Annotated in this window: 16 protein-coding genes; 9 read left to right on the forward strand and 7 right to left on the reverse strand. The window is 72.6% G+C overall.

Going from position 1 to position 19,973, the window contains the following annotated elements:
• Window positions 1-19 precede the first annotated feature (19 nt).
• Complete coding sequence (locus tag AC07CM_RS33365; protein ID WP_478880210.1) at window positions 20-568, forward strand: GNAT family N-acetyltransferase; 549 nt, start codon at window positions 20-22, stop codon at window positions 566-568.
• A gap of 42 nt (window positions 569-610) precedes the next feature.
• Here the strand turns inward: AC07CM_RS33365 and tatA are convergent, their stop codons facing one another.
• The 4 genes from tatA to AC07CM_RS33385 form a co-directional block, all read right to left on the reverse strand.
• The gene (gene tatA / locus AC07CM_RS33370) at window positions 611-850 is read right to left on the reverse strand and encodes a Sec-independent protein translocase subunit TatA (RefSeq protein ID WP_478880211.1); all 240 of its coding nucleotides are present in this window, start codon (window positions 848-850) and stop codon (window positions 611-613) included.
• Between the two features lie 141 nt (window positions 851-991).
• Window positions 992-3,520, reverse strand: coding sequence for an HAD-IC family P-type ATPase (locus tag AC07CM_RS33375; protein ID WP_478880212.1), 2,529 nt, complete (start codon window positions 3,518-3,520; stop codon window positions 992-994).
• Window positions 3,474-3,842, reverse strand: a complete 369-nt coding sequence (locus AC07CM_RS33380; RefSeq protein ID WP_478880213.1) for an ArsR/SmtB family transcription factor — start codon at window positions 3,840-3,842, stop codon at window positions 3,474-3,476. The genes AC07CM_RS33375 and AC07CM_RS33380 overlap by 47 nt, the downstream gene beginning before the upstream one ends.
• Window positions 3,843-4,027: 185 nt before the next feature.
• Entirely contained in the window at window positions 4,028-4,987 is a 960-nt protein-coding gene (locus AC07CM_RS33385; protein ID WP_478880214.1) for an ABC transporter substrate-binding protein, read from the reverse strand.
• A gap of 218 nt (window positions 4,988-5,205) precedes the next feature.
• On the opposite strand from AC07CM_RS33385, the gene AC07CM_RS33390 reads away from it, so the two are divergent.
• From AC07CM_RS33390 to AC07CM_RS33405, 4 genes are read left to right on the forward strand one after another with little or no spacing between them, the layout of a single operon-like run.
• The gene (locus tag AC07CM_RS33390) at window positions 5,206-7,596 is read left to right on the forward strand and encodes a HAMP domain-containing sensor histidine kinase (protein ID WP_478880215.1); all 2,391 of its coding nucleotides are present in this window, start codon (window positions 5,206-5,208) and stop codon (window positions 7,594-7,596) included.
• Window positions 7,593-8,063: a roadblock/LC7 domain-containing protein gene (locus tag AC07CM_RS33395; protein ID WP_478880216.1), complete on the forward strand. Its 471-nt coding sequence runs from the start codon at window positions 7,593-7,595 to the stop codon at window positions 8,061-8,063. The genes AC07CM_RS33390 and AC07CM_RS33395 overlap by 4 nt, the downstream gene beginning before the upstream one ends.
• 31 nt (window positions 8,064-8,094) lie before the next feature.
• The gene (locus AC07CM_RS33400) at window positions 8,095-8,511 is read left to right on the forward strand and encodes a DUF742 domain-containing protein (RefSeq protein WP_478880217.1); all 417 of its coding nucleotides are present in this window, start codon (window positions 8,095-8,097) and stop codon (window positions 8,509-8,511) included.
• Window positions 8,498-9,097, forward strand: a complete 600-nt coding sequence (locus AC07CM_RS33405; RefSeq protein WP_478880218.1) for a GTP-binding protein — start codon at window positions 8,498-8,500, stop codon at window positions 9,095-9,097. Before AC07CM_RS33400 ends, AC07CM_RS33405 begins: the two co-directional genes overlap by 14 nt.
• A 2-nt stretch (window positions 9,098-9,099) precedes the next feature.
• Here the strand turns inward: AC07CM_RS33405 and AC07CM_RS33410 are convergent, their stop codons facing one another.
• Genes AC07CM_RS33410 through AC07CM_RS33420 form a run of 3 tightly spaced genes read right to left on the reverse strand, consistent with a single transcriptional unit; the run spans window position 9,100 to window position 11,545 of the window.
• Window positions 9,100-9,768: an ABC transporter permease gene (locus tag AC07CM_RS33410; RefSeq protein ID WP_478880219.1), complete on the reverse strand. Its 669-nt coding sequence runs from the start codon at window positions 9,766-9,768 to the stop codon at window positions 9,100-9,102.
• Window positions 9,765-10,418 (reverse strand): ABC transporter permease, encoded by a 654-nt coding sequence (locus tag AC07CM_RS33415; protein ID WP_478880220.1) that lies wholly within the window; start codon window positions 10,416-10,418, stop codon window positions 9,765-9,767. Before AC07CM_RS33415 ends, AC07CM_RS33410 begins: the two co-directional genes overlap by 4 nt.
• On the reverse strand, window positions 10,415-11,545 hold the full coding sequence (locus tag AC07CM_RS33420) for an ABC transporter ATP-binding protein (RefSeq protein WP_478880221.1): 1,131 nt from the start codon (window positions 11,543-11,545) through the stop codon (window positions 10,415-10,417). The genes AC07CM_RS33415 and AC07CM_RS33420 overlap by 4 nt, the downstream gene beginning before the upstream one ends.
• A gap of 171 nt (window positions 11,546-11,716) precedes the next feature.
• On the opposite strand from AC07CM_RS33420, the gene AC07CM_RS33425 reads away from it, so the two are divergent.
• The 4 genes from AC07CM_RS33425 (at window position 11,717) to fxsT (ending at window position 19,897) form a co-directional block, all read left to right on the forward strand.
• Entirely contained in the window at window positions 11,717-12,778 is a 1,062-nt protein-coding gene (locus AC07CM_RS33425) for a phosphorylase family protein (protein WP_478880222.1), read from the forward strand.
• A gap of 104 nt (window positions 12,779-12,882) precedes the next feature.
• Window positions 12,883-14,376: a VMAP-C domain-containing protein gene (locus AC07CM_RS33430; RefSeq protein ID WP_478880223.1), complete on the forward strand. Its 1,494-nt coding sequence runs from the start codon at window positions 12,883-12,885 to the stop codon at window positions 14,374-14,376.
• Window positions 14,373-15,521 carry an AAA family ATPase gene (locus tag AC07CM_RS33435; RefSeq protein WP_478880224.1) on the forward strand — a complete coding sequence of 383 codons (1,149 nt, stop codon included), beginning with the start codon at window positions 14,373-14,375 and terminating at the stop codon, window positions 15,519-15,521. Before AC07CM_RS33430 ends, AC07CM_RS33435 begins: the two co-directional genes overlap by 4 nt.
• Complete coding sequence (fxsT, locus tag AC07CM_RS33440; protein ID WP_478880225.1) at window positions 15,518-19,897, forward strand: FxSxx-COOH system tetratricopeptide repeat protein; 4,380 nt, start codon at window positions 15,518-15,520, stop codon at window positions 19,895-19,897. Before AC07CM_RS33435 ends, fxsT begins: the two co-directional genes overlap by 4 nt.
• Window positions 19,898-19,973 lie beyond the last annotated feature (76 nt).

Here is a 19,973-nt window from a genome sequence, read left to right on the forward strand (position 1 = left end):
GTGCGATAGGTTGCCCGCCATGACTGGGCTCGGACCCGTCGCCTGGCCACCTGCCCCGATCAAGACCGAGCGGCTCGTGCTCCGCGAGTCCGAGGCCCGGGACCGTGCGGCGTTCATCGAGCTGTTCGCATCGCCGGAGGTGGGCACCCACCTCGGTGGCCCTCGACCGCGCGATGAACTCGAACGCGCGGTGCCCGAGGTGCCCGGGCGGCGCCCCGGCCTTTTCGTGATCGAGCTCGACGGAGCGATGATCGGCACCGTCGAGCTCAACCGGCGCGACGCGGAGCGCCGGAGTCAAGTCCGTCCGGATGCCGGGGAGGCCGAGCTCGGCTACCTGTTCCTGCCGGAGGCATGGGGACGCGGGTACGCCGCCGAGGCGTGCGCGGCGGTGCTCGGCTGGTTCACCGCCGCCCTTCCCGGCGAGCCGGTGGTGCTCTGCACCCACACCGCCAACGACCGCTCGATGCGCCTCGCGGCGAAGCTGGGGTTCACCGAGGTGCAACGGTTCGAGGAGTGGGGCGCCGAGCAGTGGATGGGCGTGTGGTCCTCGGCCACGCCGTCAGGTTGAACGGCCGTCACCTGTTCGGCGAGACGATCGGAAAGAAACCGACTAGGCGTCCGACGCGGTGCGGATCTCCGCCGGCTCCACCACCGATGCGGTGCCGGTGCCAGGTCCCGCGGCGGCCGGTGCGCCGTTCTCGTCCTTCATCGCCTTCGCCTCGCTCTTGAGGATGCGCATGGACTTGCCCAGTGCCCGGGCGGTGTCCGGCAGCTTCCGGGAGCCGAACAGCACGAGGAACACGACCGCGACGATCAACAGGTGCCAGGGCTCGAGTCCGTTGCGGAGCATGACCGCCCCCTCCTCTTTCTCTCGTTCTTCTCTCGTTGCTTCCCGACGGCCGTGGGCTCGCATGCTCCAGGACCGCTCAACACGATTGCTATATTGCGCAACTGTACAACCCGGCCGGTGCATCGGATCGGACGGCCCGCCCTAGCGAGCGGCCTTGGGCTCACGCCGGTCGTGGCGTGCCTTGGCCACGGTGAGGGCGAGGGCGTAGAGGCCCAGCACGGCGACGAGCAGCAGGTGGTGGACGGCGGGCAGCGCCGTCATGCCGAGGGCCGCGCCGAGCGGGCAGGCCGGCAGCAGCAGGCCGGCGACGGCGAGCCCTGCCGCCGCCCAGCCGACGGGGCCGGGCCGGCGGTCCCCGGCGATGCGCCGGCCGGTGCGCAGGAGCAGCATCACCAGGGCCTGGGTGAGCAGGTTCTCGGTGAACCAGGCCGAGTGGAACACCGCTTGGTCGTCCGGGGCGTCGGGGCCGTGCGGAGCGAGCGCGAGGACGCCGAAGGTGGCGAGGTCGGCGACCGCGTTGAGCGCGCCGAAACCGGTGAGGAACCGCAAGAAGGACGGCGGCCGCAGCACGGTCGGCCGGCGCAGCGCGCCCGCGCCGGGACGGTCGTACGCGAAGGCCGACTGGGCGGCGTCGAAGCACAGGTTCTGCGCGAGCACCTGGACCGGGAGCATGGGCAGGAAGGGCAGCAGCAGTCCGGCGGCAAGCATCGCGATGACGTTGCCGAGGTTGGAGGAGAGGGTGACGCGCAGATAGGAGGCGATGTTGGCGCCGCTGTGCCGGCCGGCGGTGACGGCGTGCCCGATCGCGGTGAGGTCCTTGCCGGCGAGCACCACGTCGGCGCTCTCGCGGGCCACGTCCACGGCGCGGCACGGGGCCAGGCCGACGTCGGCCGCGAGCAGCGCGGGCACGTCGTTGACGCCGTCGCCGAGGAAGCCGACGGTGTGCCCGGCCGCGCGCAGTTCGGCGACGATACGCGCCTTGTCCTCGGGGGTGCAGCGGGCTACCGCCGAGACCCGCTCCGGCTCCAGACCCAGATCACGGCAGACGCGGGCCGCCGTACCCGGGTGGTCGCCGGTGAGGACGTGGACGGTGACGCCGAGGCCCATGAGGGCGTGCAGGGCCTCGGCGGCGCCGGGGGCGAGTTCGTCGCGGAAGGTGACCAGACCGCGGAAGGTGAGGCCGTGCTCGTCGGCGGCCCCGGTGGGTGTCGCCCCGCCCGGACGAGGGCGGGCGCGGGGGAGGTCGGCGGTGGCGACGGCGAGGACGCGCAGGCCGGCGTCCGCCTCGCGCGCGGCGAGCGCGAGCAGCCGCCGGCGTTCGGTCTCCGGCAGCTCGCAGCGGTCCAGCACGGCCTCGGCCGCGCCCTTGGTGACCACGACATGCCGGCCGAGGTCACCGGCGACGACGGCGGTCGCGGTGCGCCGGGCCGGGTCGAAGGGCAGGGCGGCGAGGCCGTCGTACTCCTCGCCGACGGGTCCGGCGGCGGCGAGCAGGGCCTCGTCGAGGGCGTCCGGGGCGGGCGGTTCGGCCAGTTGCAGGGTCCACCAGACGGCGACGGCCGCCCAGCGCAGCGCGTCCGGGTCGTCCCCGCCGTCCGGTCCGAGCGAGCGGGCGACGACGGGCCGGTCCTGGGTGAGCGTGCCGGTCTTGTCCAGGCACAGCACGTCGATCGCACCGAGGTCGTGCAGCGCGGGCAGCCGCCGTACGACGACCCGGTGGGTGCGGGCGAGCAGGGCCGCACCCCGGGCCAGACAGCTGGTGACGATCACCGGGAGCATCTCCGGGGTGAGCCCGACGGCCACCGCGACGGCGAACGGCAGGGTCTCCAGGCCCCGGTCGCTCAGGGCGGCGCCCGCCATGAGGACCAGCGGCGGGGTGAGCAGCACGAAGCGGACCAGCACCCAGGAGATCCCGTGCACGGACCGGTCGAAGGCGCTCGGCTCCGGCTGTTCCGGCGGGCGCTGGGCGGCTGCGAACCGGGTGCGCGGGCCGGTCCGCACGACGACCGCGGTGGCGCTGCCGGTCACGACGTCGCTGCCCTGGAAGCAGAGGTGCGACTCGGCGAGCGGGCCGGTCACGTCGGCCGGGGACTTGGTGACGGGCGCGGACTCGCCGGTGAGCGCGCTCTGGCGCACCGTCAGGCCGCAGGCGCGCAGCAGCCGTACGTCCGCCGGCACGAGGTCGCCGGGGCCGAGCCGTACGACGTCGCCGGGCACCAGGTCGGCGACCGGAATCTCGCGGGCGCGGGGCTCGGCGCGGTCGTCGGCGCGGCGCAGCACGGTGGCCGTGCCGGCGACCAGCTCACGCAGGGCGGCCAGGGAGCGGTCGGCGCGGCGCTCGCCGGCGGCACGCAGCGCGCAGCTGACCGCGACCAGGGCGAGGATGACGGCGGCGGTGCCCCAGGAGGCGACGAACGCCGAGACCAGACCGAGGGTGTGCAGCACGGCGGTGAACGGGTCGCGCAGGGCGCGGGCGCACCGCCGGGCCCAGGAGGGGGCGCGGGTGCGGGGCGGGGTGTTCTCGCCCACGGCGGCGAGCCGGGCGGCGGCCTCGTCGTCGGTGAGTCCGCGCGGGCCGGTCTCCAGCCGCCGCAGCAGCGTGAGCGCGGTGTCGGTCACGGACTCACAGACCGCGCAGGCGGGGGGCCGGGACCGCGGTGGACGCCTCATGCTCGACGAGCCGGCCGACGAGGAGGCGTACGACGTCCACGACGGCGGCCTGCTCCCCGGCGTCCACGAAGTACACCTGGCGGCGGCCCTCGCGGCGGGAGCGGACGAGACCGGCCAGCTTGAGCTTGGTCAGGTGCTGGCTGACGGCGGGCAGCGCGCCGCCGACCCGCTCGGCGAGCCCGGTGACGTCGCTCTCCCCGTGGGCCAGCGCCCAGACGATGTGCAGCCGGGCGGGCGAGGCGAGCAGTCCGAAGGCCGCGGCCGCCTCGGTGAGCACCTCGGCCGAGGGGTCCTCACGGCCCGTGCCGGGCGCCGTCGCCATGGTCGCCGTCCTCCTGCCGTGCCTCGCTGTGTTCCGTGCGTGTCCGGGGGTCAGTCTAGGCCGCCGCGGCCTCCACACGGCCGTCGGAGAGGGCGGGTTCAGGGGGCGGCACGACGCGGGTGTCCCGGTCTTCGGGGCACCCGCGTCGTCGTGTCCGCCGTCGTTTCCGCGCCGCGGACGGTCGGTCAGCCGAGACCGGCGGACTTCAGCCAGGCCTTGGCGACGTCCAGCGGGTCCTTGTTCTCCGACTGCACCTGGGTGTCCAGGTCCAGCAGGGTGGCGGTGTCCAGCTTGGCGGAGACGGCGTCGAGCGCCTCGGTGCCCTTCTGGTTCAGGGCGCTCTTGTAGACGAGCGGCTGGACGTTCTCGAAGCCGAAGAGGTTCTTCGGGTCCTGCAGGACGACGAACTTCTCCTTGGAGATGGTCGGGTCCGTGGTGAAGATGTCCGCGACCTGCACCGCGTTCTTCTTCAGCGCCGCCTGGGTGAGCGGGCCGCCCGCGTCCAGCGCCTTGAAGGACTTGAACTGCAGGCCGTAGACGGACTTCAGGCCGACCAGGCCCTGCCGGCGGGTCTGGAACTCCGGCGAGGCGCCGATGACCAGGTCCTTCGCGGCGTCCTTCAGGTCGGCGATGGACGACTTCCCGGTGAGCTTGTACTTCTTCGCGGTGGCCGCGTTGACCGTGATCGAGTCCTTGTCCTGCGCGGGCGAGAACCTGAGCAGGGCCAGCTTGGAGTCCAGCTTGGCCTCGATGGCCGACGTGGTCTCCTCGGCGGACGTCGGGGCCGCCTTCGGGTCGAGGTAGGCCAGCAGCGCGCCGTTGTACTCGGGCAGGACGGAGATGGACCCGTTCTTGAGCAGACCGTAGGTGGTCTCACGGCTGCCGATGTTCGGCTTGTAAGTGACCTTGATTCCCTTGGCCTTGAGGGCCTCGCCGTAGATGTCGGCGAGGAGGATGCTCTCGGCGAAGTTGTTGGAGCCGACGACGACGCTGTCGCCGCTCGCCTTGCTGTCCGAAAGGGAGTTGCCCCCCTTGTCGTCGGAGGAGTTACAGCCCGCCAGCAGGGCCGTCGCCGCCGCGAGGGCGACCGCCGCCGCGCCTCGGTTCCTCCGGATTGACCTGCTGCTGCGGTTGTTGTGAGTCACTCACTGATCCAATCCAGCCGGTTCTCTGTCAGTCAAGTGCCTCCAGATCACCGATTGGCTTCGATCTGCGACCAGTTGGAAGCGTCTTGTAACGGATTCTTGATAAAGACCCAGCAGATCGATGCTTCGGGAAGACGGTAGTCTCGCGGCAGTCGATATCGGTCACAGCGGTGCACGGGGCCCGCTTCCGCCGAAAGGCACCTCACGAAGGAGGCCCGGTGTCCACGAACGAGGTGGACGCGCCCGCCCGGCATGCCCCGGTACGCAGCGCAGCGCGCGGCTTCGCCGACCGCTGGCCCTTCCGGCGCAAGCTCAACCTGCTCGTCGGCATCCCGCTCGCCGTCGTCGCCGTCCTGTTGTGGTACCTCGTCACCGACCTGGTCCAGCAGTCCGACAGCGCCGAGTCGGCGGCCCGGATGGTGCGCGACAGCGCGCAGATGGCCCGGCTGGTCGACCGTGTGGAGGCCGAGCACCAGCAGGCGATCCTGCTGTCCGCGCGCTTCGAGTCCGGCTACTCCAAGCCCTCGCTCGCCGCCTACCGCGCGGCGCAGCACGCGGTGGACGCCCAGGCCCGGCAGGTGCGCGAGACCTTCGGCGACCGGATGCCGGACGCCGGGGCACGGGCCCTGAAAGACGTCGACGCCCTGTCCAGCCTGCGCCAGAGCGTCGAGCGTGGCTATCTGCCGGCCGACAACATCGACCCCGCCTACACGGATGCGGCGGGCGGCCTCATCGACGGTCTCGGGCTGGACCGCAACACCACGCTCGCGTCCACCTTCACCGGCAACCTGCTGGACTCCCTGCTGCGCGCGGACGCCGCCCACGGCGCCTTCGAGACCAGCGTGTTCTCGGCGAGCACCGGGGACCCCAACGCGCTGATCGAGTTCACCAACGCGGTCGGCTCCTACGACCTCTACCGCCACCAGAGCGAGCGCTTCTCCCGGTTCGCGGCCGAGCGCCAGGCCCAGCAGCTGGCCGGCATCGACCGCTCCCCCGCCCAGCTGAAGATCGCGCAGTCGTTCGCCGAGTTGCAGATCGATCCCACGCAACTGGAGGCCGGGTCGCGGGAGGAGATCCGCCGGGCGGTCCAGGACGCGCTGGCCGACTACCCGGCCTACCCCGACCAGGCCGCCGCCCGGCTGCGGATCACCACCTCGCTGATCGGCCAGATCGCCGACCGTGCCGACGACGACGCCGCCTCCGCCCAGTGGCGGGCCGGTCTGCTGCTGTACGGCGCCCTGATCGGCTTCGCGCTGTGGATCGCCTTCGCGGTGCTCGTGCGCCGCTCGGTGGTCCGGCCCGTGCAGGCGCTCACCGAGGCCGCGCGGGAGGTCGAGGAGGTCGCGGGGCGCGAGCTGGCCCGGGTGGCCGACGACGACGCCGAGGACGACGGGCCGCCCCGGCTGCGGGACATGCCGGTCACCGCACGCGACGAGATCGGCGACCTGGCCGAGGCCTTCAACCGGGTGCAGACCACCGCGGCGGCCCTGCTGGCACGCCAGGTGCTCAGCCGCCGCAACACCGCCGAGATGTTCGGCAACGTCGGCCGCCGTGTCAGCAACCTGACCACGCGCCAACTCGCCCTGATCGACGCGGTGGAGCGCGGCGAGACCGACCCGGCGCTGCTGGAGCGCCTCTACTCCATCGACCACATCGCCGTACGCCTGCGACGCAACGCCGACAGCCTGATGCTGCTGGCGGGCATCCGGGAGACGGCGCTGGACGGCGCCCCCACGACGCTCTCCAACGTCGTACGGGCCGCGCTCGGGCAGATCGAGGGTTATCAGCGGGTCCGGCTCTACGCGGCCTCGGACGCCACGGTCGAGCCGGACATCATCGGCGACCTCACGCTGATGACGGCCGAACTCCTGGAGAACGCGGTGTCGTTCTCGCCCGAGGGCAGCCCGGTGGAGGTGACCGTGCGCTCCGGCGCCGACGGCGCCCACGTCGTCGTCACCGACCACGGGCTCGGCATGAGTGCCGAGCGGCTCGCCGAGGAGAACGCCCGGCTGATCCGCCGTGAACGTCTGGACCTGGTCCCGACCAAGGTGCTGGGCCTGTTCGTGGTGGGCGCGCTGGCCCGCCGCTGGGAGATCGGCGTCGAGCTGACCCGGACGCCGGGCGGCGGTGTGACCGCGGAGGTGACGCTCCCGGCCTCGCTGCTGCTGACGTTGAGCCCGGTGACCGAGCCGCCCGCGACCCCGCTCGCCGTGGCACCGGCGACCGCCGACGCCGCCTCAGGGCCGGTACGTTCCGACTCCCCCGGCCGGCCGGCCGAGCCCGCCGGTGAGCTGCCCCGCCGCCTCCCGCGCGGGGCAGCCGGCACCGGCCGGCCGCAGCCCGTCTCCTCCGGCACCGCCCGCCCGCTGCGCCGCCGGGTCCGCGGGGCCACGCTCGGTACGACCGCCGGGGCCGCGCAGGCCGTGCCGGATGCGGTCCGCACCCGGGACGCGGAGGCGGAGCGCAGCGCGCTGGAGGAGTTCGAGGCGGCGGTGGCACGCGCTCACCGGGACAGCGAGACCGGCAACCACGCGCGACCGCGCCTCGAGAGCACGACGACGACCCCATCGCACGACCAGAACCACCTTCCGGAAGGAGCCGAGCAGTGAGCACGTCGACAGGTGAAACCCCGACGGACGGCACCACGCCGACCGACCTGCAGGCAGCCGCGGCCGACTTCACCTGGCTGCTGAACCGATTCGCCACCGAGACCGCGGGCGTCGTCGACGCGATCGCCGTCTCCTCCGACGGGCTGCTGATCGCCGTGTCGGAGCTGCGCGAGCGCGCCCACTCCGAGCGGCTCGCCGCGATCGTCTCGGGCATCACCAGCCTGGCCGCCGGCGCCTCCGGCAACTACGGCCTGGGCGGCCTGAACAAGGTCATCATCGATCTGGAGGGCGGCCATGTCATCGTCTCCGCGATCGGCAGCGGCGCGGTCCTCGGCGTGGTCGCCGACAAGGACGCCAAACTCGGCAACATCGCCTACGAGATGACGCTGTTCGCCAACCGCGCCGGTGCCGCGCTCAGCCCGCAGCTCGTGCTGGAGCTGAAGAACAGCGTCGGCGCCACGCGCTGAGGCGCCCACCGCAGAGGAGGAGTGGACAGCCATGGCGGACGGCACCCCGCCCCCGGGCCCCGACCCGGTCGGACCCGCCCCCGCCGTACGGCCGTTCCTGGTCACCGCCGGCCGGGTGGCGGACGCCGCCTCCGGCCGGTCGATGCCCCTGGAGACCCAGGTGGTGGCCACCGCCGCCGGTCTCGACGCGCTCGCCCGGCTCTCCTTCGAGCGGTACGACATCGTCGCCGCCTGCCGGCTGCCGCAGTCGATCGCGGAACTCGCGGCCCGGCTGCGGCTGCACCTCAACGTGGTCCGCGTCCTGGCCGAAGACCTGCGCGACGCGGGGCAGCTCGCGGTCTACCTGCCCGACGCCGAAGCCACCCACGACGCCTCCGTCCTGCGCAGGGTTATCGACGGCCTCCGGGCCGTCACCGACTCCCGAGGGGTACCGAGTGACACCGACTGAACCGCTCACCCCGGTCGCGGCCGCGCACGCCGCCGTACGGCCGCCGCTGCCGGTGAAGATGGTGGTCGCGGGCGGCTTCGGCGTGGGCAAGACCACCGCCGTCGGCTCGATATCGGAGATCGAGCCGCTCACCACCGAGGCGTCCATCACCGAGGTCGCGGCGGGCGTCGACGACCTCACGCACACCCCGCGCAAGACCACCACCACGGTGGCGATGGACTTCGGCTGCATCACCATCGACCCGACGCTGAAGCTGTACCTGTTCGGCACGCCCGGGCAGGAGCGGTTCGGGTTCATGTGGGACGACATCGTGGAGGGTGCGGTCGGCGGTCTCGTGGTCGTCGACACCCGCCGTCTGGACGACTGCTACGCGGCCGTCGACTACTTCGAGCACAAGGGCATCCCGTTCGCCGTGGCGGTCAACGCCTTCGACGGGAAGGTGGAGCACTCCGTGGACGAGGTCCGCTGGGCCCTGGACGTCTCCGAGGGTGTCCCGGTCGTGGTGTTCGACGCCAGGGAGCGGGGCTCGGTGCGGGACGCGCTGCTCGTCGTGCTCGAACTGGCGCTGGCCCGCACCGAGGGCTGATCTCAGCCGCTCCGGCGCACCCCGGGCGAGACCGTCAGCCGGCCGACCAGCCAGAACAGCGCGAGGGTCGCGAGCGCCATCCCGGCGACCAGGGTGGCGCCGCCGACGACCTTCTCGTAGTCCTTCTGATAGAGGCCGTCGATGATGTACCGGCCGAGGCCGCCGAGGCTGATGTACGCGGCGATGGTGGCGGTGGAGACGATCTGCACGGTGGCCGTGAGCAGGCCGCTGAGGATCAGTGGGAGGGCGACCGGGATCTCCACCTGGAACAGCACCCGTGACTCGGACATCCCCATGCCCCGCGCGGCGTCGACCGGGGAGGGGTCGACCGAGCGGATCGCCTCGAAGGTGGTGACCAGGATCGGCGGTACGGCGAGCGCCACGAGCGGGATCATCACCGGCAGCAGGCCGAAGCCGAGCCAGATGAACAGCAGCACCAGCAGGCCGAAGCTGGGCAGCGCCCGGCCCGCGGTGGCGACCAGGGCGAGCAGGTTCCCGCCGCGCCCGGTGTGCCCGGTGAACAGGCCGACGGGCAGTCCGACGACGGCGGCGATCGCGAGGGCCTCCAGGGTGTACCGGACGTGCTCGCCGACCCGGGTTGGGATGCCGTCGTAGCCGTGCCAGTGGGCGCTGTCGCTCAGGAAGGCGTGGACGAAGTTCAGTACGTTCACCGGACGGCGCCCTTCCTCGGCATCCAGGGGGTGAGCAGGAGGCGTACGAGGATCAGCACGGCGTCGGCGAGAATCGCCAGGACCGCGATGGTCAGCACCGAGGTCACGGCGAGTTCGGGCCGGTGGTAGATGTTCGCGTCGTTGAGCAGGTTGCCGAGGGCCCCCTGGTTGCCGATGAGCATGCCGACGCTGACGAGGGAGATGCTGGACACGGTCGCCACCCGCAGGCCGGCGATGATCGCGGGTACGGCGATGGGCAGCTGGACCTGCAGATAACGGCGTACCGGTCCGAGGCCCATGGCGGTGGCCGCGGCCAGCGTCTCCTCCGGCACCGAGCGGACGCCGTCCACGATCGCCGGGACGAGCACCACCAGGCTGTACACGGCGAGCGGGATCATCACCGTGGTCTCGGTCTGGCCGGTGTAGTCGATGAGCACGACGAAGAAGGCCAGGGACGGGATGGCGTACAGCACGACGGTCACGCCGAGCACGGGCGCGTAGAGCCAGCGGAAGCGCACGCACAGCTGGGCCAGCGGGAGCGAGACGAGCAGCCCGGCGAGCACCGGCAGCAGGGCTTCGCGCAGGTGCAGGCCGATCAGGCCGAAGTAGCCGTGCTGCAGGTCGCTCGGGATGTCGAAGAAGCCGCTCATCGCGCCGCCTTCGCGTCGGCACGGTCGGCCACCCGGCTGTGCGCGGCCCGGATCGCCTCGCCGATGACCTGCTGGGACACGACGCCGACGGCGCGCCCCTCGTCGTTCACGGCCACGGCCCAGCCGGTCGGCGACAGGACGGCACCGTCGAGCGCGGTGCGCAGCGAGTCCTTGCCGGGTACGAACGGCCGTCCGAACGGCAGCAGTCGGTCCCGGTCGATCTCCCCGGCGGTGAGGCCGTCCGGCTCGCCCCAGCCGAGGGGTTTGCCGTCGACGTCGGTCACGAGGAGGTAGGGGGCCGTGCCGTGAGCGGCGAGCCGCTCCGCGCCCGCGTCGATGGCGACGACGGGGGCGGTCTGCAACTCCAGTTCGGCGGAAGGGAAGAAGGACAGCCTGCGGATGCCGCGGTCGGCGCCGAGGAAGTCCTCCACGAAGGGGTCGGCGGGCGCGCTGAGCAGTTCGGCCGGCGGGGCGAACTGGGCGAGCCTGCCACCGGTGCGCAGTACGGCGACCATCGTGCCCAGCTTGATGGCCTCGTCGATGTCGTGCGTGACGAACACGATCGTCTTGCCCAACTCGCCCTGAAGTCTGAGCAGTTCGTCCTGGAGTCCCTTGCGGACCACCGGGTCGACGGCGGAGAAGGGCTCGTCCATCAGCAGCACCGGCGGGTCGGCGGCGAGCGCCCGGGCCACGCCGACGCGCTGCTGCTGGCCGCCGGAGAGCTGGTACGGGTACCGCTTGGCGAGCGAGGCGTCGAGGCCGACCCGCTCCATCAGCTCGGCGGCCCGCGCCCGCGCCTTCTGCCTGCTCGCGCCGAGCAGGCGGGGCACCGTGGCGATGTTGTCGACGATGGTGCGGTGCTGGAAGAGACCGGCGTTCTGGATGACGTACCCCATCGACCGGCGCAGGGTGTTGACCGGCTGCTGCCGGATGTCCTGGCCGTCGAGGAGGATGCTGCCCTCGCTGGGCTCCACCATCCGGTTGATCATCCGCAGAGTCGTGGTCTTGCCACAGCCGGAAGGGCCGACGAGGACGGTGATCGCACGGTCCGGTATCTCCAACGACAGCCGGTCCACGGCCACCGTGCCGTCCGGGTACCGCTTGGTGACTGAGTCTATCCGTATCAAAACGCCGCGTACCCTTCGGTTTTGGCAGAGCCTGGGCCGTTGCCGGGAGAGTCTAGACCGCGAGTGTTTCAGCACTTTGGCGGGAAGTCCCAGGCAGCCGGCCGTAGCGGTTCCCCTGGCCCGCCGCATCCCGCACCATGGAGGGTCCGGGGCATGGCGAGGGGGCGGTCTGTGCAGGCGGAGAAGGTCGACGCGTTCGTGCTGACGGCCGTCGAGACCGAGTACCTGGCCGTCGTCGGCCATCTCGGACCGGGCCGGCGCAGGCACACGGCCGACGGCGCCGTCTACGAGATCGGCCACTTCCCGGGGGACCACGGCCGGCTGACCGTCGGCGTGCAGCTGGCCGGGCCCGGCAACGAGCTCGCGGCCGCACTCGCCGAGCGGGCGGTGGCCGGGTTGCGTCCCGCGGTCCTGCTCTTCGTCGGGGTCGCGGGCGGCCGCGGGGACGCGCGGCTCGGCGACGTGGTCGTGGCGGACACGGTCCACGGCTACGAGAGCGGCCGGGACGAGCGGGACGCCTTCCGCCCCCGGATCAAGTCCTGGCCGTCCGCGTTCGCCCTGGTGCAGCGGGCCCGCCTGGTCGCGGCCGACCGGCGCTGGCAGAGCCGTATCGCGCCGCCGCCCGCCGAGTCCCCGGCCGCGTACGTCGGTGCGCTGGCCGCCGGCGCGAAGGTGGTCGCCCACGCCGAGTCCGCGTCCGGGAGGCTGCTGCGCGAGGTGGCCGGTGACACCCTGGCCGTGGAGATGGAGGGCCTCGGCCTGCTCACGGCGGCCCGGATCAACCCGCGGGTGCAGGCCCTCGTGGTCCGGGGCGTCTCGGACCTGCTGGGCGACAAGGACCCCACCCACGACGCCCGCTGGCAGCCGGTCGCCGCCCGGCACGCGGCCGCCTTCGCCTTCGAACTGCTCGCCACCCTGGACGCACCGCGCCACGGCGCGGCAGCCCGGGAGGCCCTGTCGATCCGTCAACTGGGCGAGCTGGCAACCCTGCTGCTCGCCGTGCCGGGCATCTCCTCCCCCGCCGCCTGGCAGCAACTCCTGGACGCACTGCCGGGGATCGGAACCCTGACCAGCCGTCAGCACAGCGGCCGCCTGGAGGCACTCTCCCTGCTGCGCACCTGCGAGTCGGCGCTGGGCTGGCCGGCGCTCATGGAGGCCCTCGACGCCCTGTGGCCCGCCACCCCCGCCGTGGAGGAGGTGCGGCTCTATCTGACGCGACATCAACTCATCTGATACGAAACGCACTTGGCGAGGTGAACAGTTGCCCGGCATTCACTCGAATCGCTTGGCGGAGGGCGACGGCTGTGGAAGAGTTCACGGCCACGAAGGGATGAGGAATGACTGCCTACGGGGGCGGCGGTCTCGGACTCGTACGGGAGTTTGCGGAAGCCTTGGGCAAGTGTGCCAGCTTACAGGAGCGCAGCTCCAGGGCGCTGTGCCTGCGGCTCATGGCCAAGGAGCTCGGCACTCCTCCACCGGTCCGGGAGTACGACGTGGCGCACTACTTCCTCCTCGAACTGGCCTCGGTCTGCCTGGAGAACCCGCGGACGATGCGGGCGCTGCTGGAGGCGCTCTCGGTGTTCGACGAGGACGTGGACGAGCTCAGGGCGCTGTCCGACAACCTGCTGGCCGATCCCGCCCTCCCGGTCGACGAGGTCCTCTCGCTGCGGCCGCTGCTCGACGGCTTGGCGCCGCCCAACCTGCCCTCGCTGTGCCGAAGAGCGGTCGGCGACCTGCGGCCGGTCCCCGCGTACCCCGACGCCTGGAGCGCCTTCGAGGGGCTCGGCCGGCTCAACGCCCGCCCGGACGGGCTGCCGCCCACGCTCGCCTTCGTCGAGTACCTGGCCGCCGAGGCCCCGCACGACCGCAGCTTCGCGCTGCGGTCCTGGAACGACTCCCAGGCCCAGGGCCTGTCGCTGCTCACGGAGCTGCGCAGCCTGCGCCAGCAGGCGGCCTACGCCCGCACCCCCGAGCCCGGCAACGCCTACCTGGTCGTCCGGCTGCTGCGCCGGGAGGAACCGGGGCGCTACCTGCTCACCTCCTGGCGCCACTACGACCCGGACGACCCTGATTCCTGGCGCCCCCGGCAGGAGAGGAGCGTGGAGGTGACGCTGGCCGAGGCGGAGCGGGAGGTCGAGCGGCTGGTGTTCGAGGCCGACGAGGACTGGGCCCGGGACGCCGACCGCATCCGGGTGGAATTCCTGCTGGGCCCGGACGACCTGACGCTGCCCGTGCACCGCTTCCGCACCGAACTGGACAGCGACCCGGTGTCGTACCTGAGCGTGGGCTACTGCGTGGTCGTACGGAGCCTGCTGCGCAGCCGGACACCCCGCTGGCACCGGGCGTGGAAGCAGCGGTGGGCGGCCGTCACGGACGAACTCGCCCGCCCGCTCGTCGTGGGCGGGCGGCGGCCGGAGGACCCCCGGTGCGGGGACATCTCCGGGCTCGACGCCCGGCTGAAGGGCGACCGGTCGGTCGGCTGCCTCGTCCTCTCCAGGCCGCCGGAGGTGTCCACCGAGGGGGCGCAGGAGGCACTGGTCGCGCTGCGGTGCGGGGTGCCCGCCCTCGTATGGGATTCACGGGAGATGCGTGACGTGAGGGCACAACAGGGCGTTGTTCAGCCCGACGAGAGCGTATACGGCTTGTTACGCGACCTTCCTGGTCTCCGCGAAGCCGTGACAGAATTGCGAACCGAAGCCCACGGGGGTTCCTTGACCGGCCGCGACGATCATCCGGGGCACCACCTGGTACTCCTGTGGGACGACCCGACGAGGCCGGTCGAGAGCCCTCAGCCGTTGACGGGACCGGACCAGGGGGTGGACGGTCGATGACCGGCGCTGCCCAATTCGAGGGGAACGGCACGGGGGCCACCTCCGCGCGCTTTCCGCGGCCTTGGTGGATCTACCGGGGCACCGGCCTGCCCCTGCGCGACATCGAGCTCGCCGAGGTACTGCCCAAGGCTCCGCCGTGGCGGACGTTCACGGGGAGTTCCGCGTCCCGAGCCGGGGCCGACGGGGCGGGTGCGTCCCTGGAGCCGCCCGCGCCGCCGCAGGACGAGGCCGAACTGAGGCGCCGGCTCGGCGCCACCCGCGAGGGCATGGTGCCCGACCCGACCGAGGTCGACCTGGTGAACGCGGCGCTGATCCTGCGCCGCCCCCTGCTGGTCACGGGCCGGCCCGGCACGGGCAAGTCGTCGCTGGCCTACCGCATCAGCCGCGAGCTGAGACTGGGACGGGTCCTGCGGTGGCCGATCACCTCCCGCACCACCCTGTCGTCCGGCCTGTACCGGTACGACGCCGTGGGCAGGATCCACGCGGCGGCCACCTCGGACGCCCGGGCCACGGAGGCCGCGGGCGTCTCGCCCGGCGGCGGCGGCTCCCCGACCTCGGACATCGGCGCGTTCCTCGAACTCGGCCCGCTGGGCACGGCCTTGCTGCCCCACGCGCTGCCCAGGGTGCTGCTGGTCGACGAGTTCGACAAGAGCGACATGGACCTGCCCAACGACCTGCTCGACGTCTTCGAGGCGGGCGAGTTCGCCGTTCCCGAGCTGGCCCGGCTGCGCGGCCACCAGCCGGTGGTGGAGGTGCGGTCCGACGACCCCGACCGCACGGTGCGGATCCGCGACGGCCGCATCCGGTGCCGGGAGTTCCCGCTGGTCGTGATCACGAGCAACGACGAACGCGAGTTCCCGCCCGCCTTCCTGCGTCGCTGCCTGCACCTGCACGTCAAGGAGCCCGAGCGGGACCGGCTGGCCGACATCGTGGCCGCGCACCTCGGTTCGCAGGACGACGACCCGCGGGTCGCGGAGCTCATCCGGCTGTTCGCCGAGCGCAGCGCCCAGGAGAACGGCCTGGCCACCGACCAGTTGCTCAACTCCATCTGGCTCGCCACGTCCGGCGCGTACTCCCGTGGCGCCGACTGGGAGGCACTGCTGCGCGCCGTCTGGCACCGACTCGACGGCGTGAGAGAGACGTGACGCACGGCGGCGGCACCGAACCCGCCCCCGCGGGCCGGGAGTCGTTCGGGGCCTCCTGGTCCGAGATCGCCGACGCGTTGCTCCTGCTGGCCGGCGGGGCGGGCGACGGCCCCGGAGAGCACCGGACGGACGGCTCGGCGCCGACCGGCTCCGAGCCGAAGGCTGCCGATCCGCCCCCGGCCGACGCCGGGCCGGAGGAGGAGCCCGGCGCTCCGGAATCCTCCTCGCCGCCGGAACGGGGCGATGCCGCGGATCCGGGCGCCCCGGGGGCGTACTCTCCGGATCCCGGCGGGACCGCGCGTGCCGACGCACTGCTCGGTGCCCCGGTCGCCTCGGCGCCCGCGAACGTACCCTCCGACTTCGGCACGCCCGCGCCCGTCCACCGCGCGGCGTGGCCCCCGATCCGGGCGCGTGAACTCGTCCGGGCCTTACGTCCCTTCAAGCGGACGACCGCGTCGGTGACGCAGGCCGAGCTGGACGAGGATGCGACGGCGGAGTCCACGGCGCTGAGCCTCCGCTGGATTCCGCAGTTCCGGCCGCTGCGGGACCGGTGGATGGACGCCGTGCTGGTCGCCGACGTCAGCTCGTCGATGACCGTCTGGCGACGCACGGTGGCCGAGTTCGAGCAGGTCCTGCGGCATACCGGAGCGTTCCGGGACATCCGCGTGCACACCGTCGACGGCGACCGGATGGCGGAGGCGGATCCGCCCTGGCGCATCGGCCACTCGCCGCTGACCGTACGCAAGCCCGACCGTGGCCGCCTGGTGGTGCTGCTGGTGACCGACGGCGTGGGGGCCGGCTGGCGCAGCGCACGGGCGGCCCGCCTGCTCGGGGACTGGGCCCGTCATGCCTCGGTGGCCGTGGTCAACGTACTGAACGAAGCGGTGTGGCACCGCACCGGGCTGCCCGCCCGCCTGGCCCGGGTGCGGGTGCCGGGGCCAGGCGCCCCCAACAGCTCCTGGGACGTACGGGGCGGCACGGCGGCGGACGCGGCGGTCGTCCCGGTCCTGGAGCTGGCCCCGGCGTGGCTCGGCCGCTGGGCCCGGCTGGCGACGGGCCTGGCGACCGGCGCCCACGACCTCTGGGTGACCTCTCCGGGCGAGGGCCGGCACCAGGAGCCGGCCGACGCCGAGGCCCCGCCGCGGGATCCGGTGGAGCGGGTGTCGCGGTTCCGGGCCGACGCGAGCCCGGCGGCCTGGGACCTCGCCGCACGACTGGCCGCCATTCCGCTCAACATCCCCACCATGGAGCACGTGCTCCACACCAGCGGGGCCGGCACGGGACCCGGCGAACTGGCCGAGGTCATGCTGGGCGGCCTGCTGCGCCGGGTCGGCACCGACCCCCTCGACGAACTGGACATCGCCTACGAATTCCACGACGGCGTCCGCGAGTTGATGCTGTCCGCCGCGGGGTCGAGGGACGAGACCCGGTATCTGCTGCGCAGCACCATGGAACGGCTGGGCCGCACCTGGCAGCCCCTGAGGGAGCTCGGGGCGCTGCTGGACGACCCGCGGGCATCGCCCTCGGACTCCCCGTTACCCGAACGGCTGATTCCCTACGCCCACGTTCAGGTGAAGGTGACCAGGGCACTGAGCGGCCCCTACTTGGAGTCATCGCGCTTGCTCCGCAGCCGCCTGGAGCAGTCCACGTCCGCCCTCTCGGCCCAGACCGACCAGTCTGAGGTGATAAACGTGACCAATGGACGCAATCCCAGCTCCGATCGGCCCCAGGCCGGAGCGGCGAGCGACCGCACCCCGGATGCGCAACCGGGGGAGATACGCGACGTACCCGATGAATCCGATACTTCGATAAAGGGAGCACCAGTGTCAGTCCCCCTCGTCCGGAGCTCGCCGCCGACGGAGGAGCGTCGGGCCGGAGATCCCGCCATCTGGAATGTCCAGCCCAGGAACCCCAGCTTCACCGGGCGGGCGAAAGAACTGGCGGCGCTCCACCAAAGACTGACCACCGAGGGGGCGACCGCCGTTCTGCCCGAGGCGCTGCACGGCCTGGGCGGCGTCGGGAAGACCCAGATCGCCATCGAATACGTTCATCAGCACGCGCAGGAATACGACGTCATCTGGTGGATCTCCGCCGAGCGCCCGGAGCAGATCCGGCAGTCGCTGACCCAGCTGGGGGCGGCACTCGGTCTGGAGACGGGTGGTGAGCAGGAGATCACCATCGCGACGGTGCTCGCCACGCTGGGTTCGGGCCGCCCCTACCGGCGCTGGATGCTCGTCTTCGACAACGCGGAGGACCCCGACGCGGTCAGGCGGTTCTTCCCCGCCCAGAACACCGGCAGGATCCTCGTGACCTCACGCAACGCACAGTGGGGCCGCATCGCGCGGACGGTCGACATCGACGTGTTCACCACCGAGGAGAGCATCGAGCTGCTCGCCCGGCGCGGTCCGGAGCTGCAACGGCAGCAGGCGGCCCGGATCGCCCAGGCACTCGGCAACCTGCCCCTCGCCCTGGAGCAGGCCGCCGCCTGGCTGTCCGAGACCGGTATGCCGGTGGACGAGTACCTGCACATCTTCGAGGACGAACGCGCGGACCTGGACTCCCAGCGCAGCGAACTGCTCGCCGCAGGCGTCCCCGTGGACTACCCGGAACCGGTCGCCGCCGCCTGGAACATGTCGCTCGGCCGGCTGGCCGACCGGCATCCCGGAGCCCATCAACTCCTGCAGGTCTGCAGCTTCTTCGCGCCCGAGCCGATCCCCCGGCGCATCTTCGCCGGCGTGCGCGGCGTCGAACTCCCCGCGGAACTCACCCAGGTGCTGCGCAGCCCGGTCAGACTGGGCGAGGCGATCCGGGAGATCAACCGGTACTCCCTGATCAAGATCAACCACCGGGACGGCACCATCCAGATGCACCGCCTGGTGCGCGCCGTGCTGGTGGGCCGGATGTCCCCGCAGGAGCAGGCCGACATGCGCCACGCCGCGCACGTCCTGCTCGCCAACTACGACCCGGTGGACGTGGCGGCCGTGAACTGGCCCCGGTACGCGGAGCTGCTGGTCCACGCCCGCTTCTCGCGCGCCCTGGACTGCGACGACGGCTGGGTGCGGGACATGGTGGTCAACCTCATCCGCTATCTGCACGTCTCGGGCGACCACCTCACCTGCGCGGAGTACGGCCGTGAGGTGGTCGACGCCTGGACCGCCCGGCGCGGCGAGACCGATCTGCAGACGCTCAACGTGGCCGGCACGCTCGCCCACACACTGCGCGCCCTGGGCCACTTCAGCCAGGCCTCGGAGCTCAACGACAAGAGCCTGCGCCTGCTGCGGGAAAGCGTCGGGGAAGACCATCCCGACACCCTCGCCGCCATCGGCTCGGTGTCCCAGAGCACGCAGATCCGGGGCGACTTCGGGACCTCGGTGGAACTGGAGCAGGACCGCTGGCGCCGCGCCGTCCGCGTCTTCGAGGACGGTGACCCCACGCTCCTGGCCGCCGCCAACGACTACGCCCTCGCCCTGCGGCTGGTCGGCAAGTACACCCAGGCCCGGGACATCGACACCCAGGCGCGGGACGCGGCCAACCGGTCCCTCGGCTACGATGCGCTGCTGACCCTGCTCATCAACAGCAACCTCTCCATCGACGTGCGGGAGTCCGGTGACTACCTGCGCAGCCGGGAGATGCAGGAGGAGACCCTGCAGCGCGTCCGGCACGTCATCAAGGACCGCGCCGCCCCGGTGAGTCTGATCGCCGCCCGCACGCTGGCCGTGGCCCGCCGCAAGGCCGGTGACCACGCCGGAGCGCTGGAGCTGAACGAGGAGACGCTGCGGCTGTACCGGAGCAAGTTCGGCGAGCGGAACCTGAACGTGGCGGCGACCGTGCTCAACCTCTCCATGGACCTGCGGCAGAACGCCGACCTCGAGCGCGCCCGTGCCGTCGGCGTCCAGTGCCTGAACACACTGCGGGACCTGCTGGGCGCCCGGCACCCCTACGCCCTCGCGGCCGCGGCGGACCTGTCGGTGACGCGGCGGCTGATCGGCGAGGTGGACGAGGCGCTGGCCGCGGACAAGGACACGTACGAGGCGCACTGCACGGCCCTCGGCGAGGAACACCCCGGTTCGCTCGGCATCGCGATCAACCTGGCCAGCGACCACTACGCCCTCGCCGACTACGCGGAGGCGGTCGGGATCGACGAGCGCACGCTGCCGCTGTGCCGGGCGCAGCTGGGGGACGACCACCCGTCCACCCTGGCGTGCTCGATGAACCTGTCCCTCGATCTGCGTGCGCTCGGCCGGGGCGAGGAGGCCCAGCGCACGCACGCCGACACCCTGGAGCGCTACCGGGCCGTCCTGGGCAACAGCCACCCGGCCACCGTGGGCTGCGCCCGCGGCATGCGCGCGGACTGCGACGTGGAGGTACACCGCTGAACCCGGCCGGGCGGGCGGCCGGGCGCTACGGGGCTGCGGGGCTGCAACGGCAACCGGGTCGGTCGACCGGGCGACC

It is taken from the genome of Streptomyces sp. NPDC044061 (assembly GCF_056434305.1).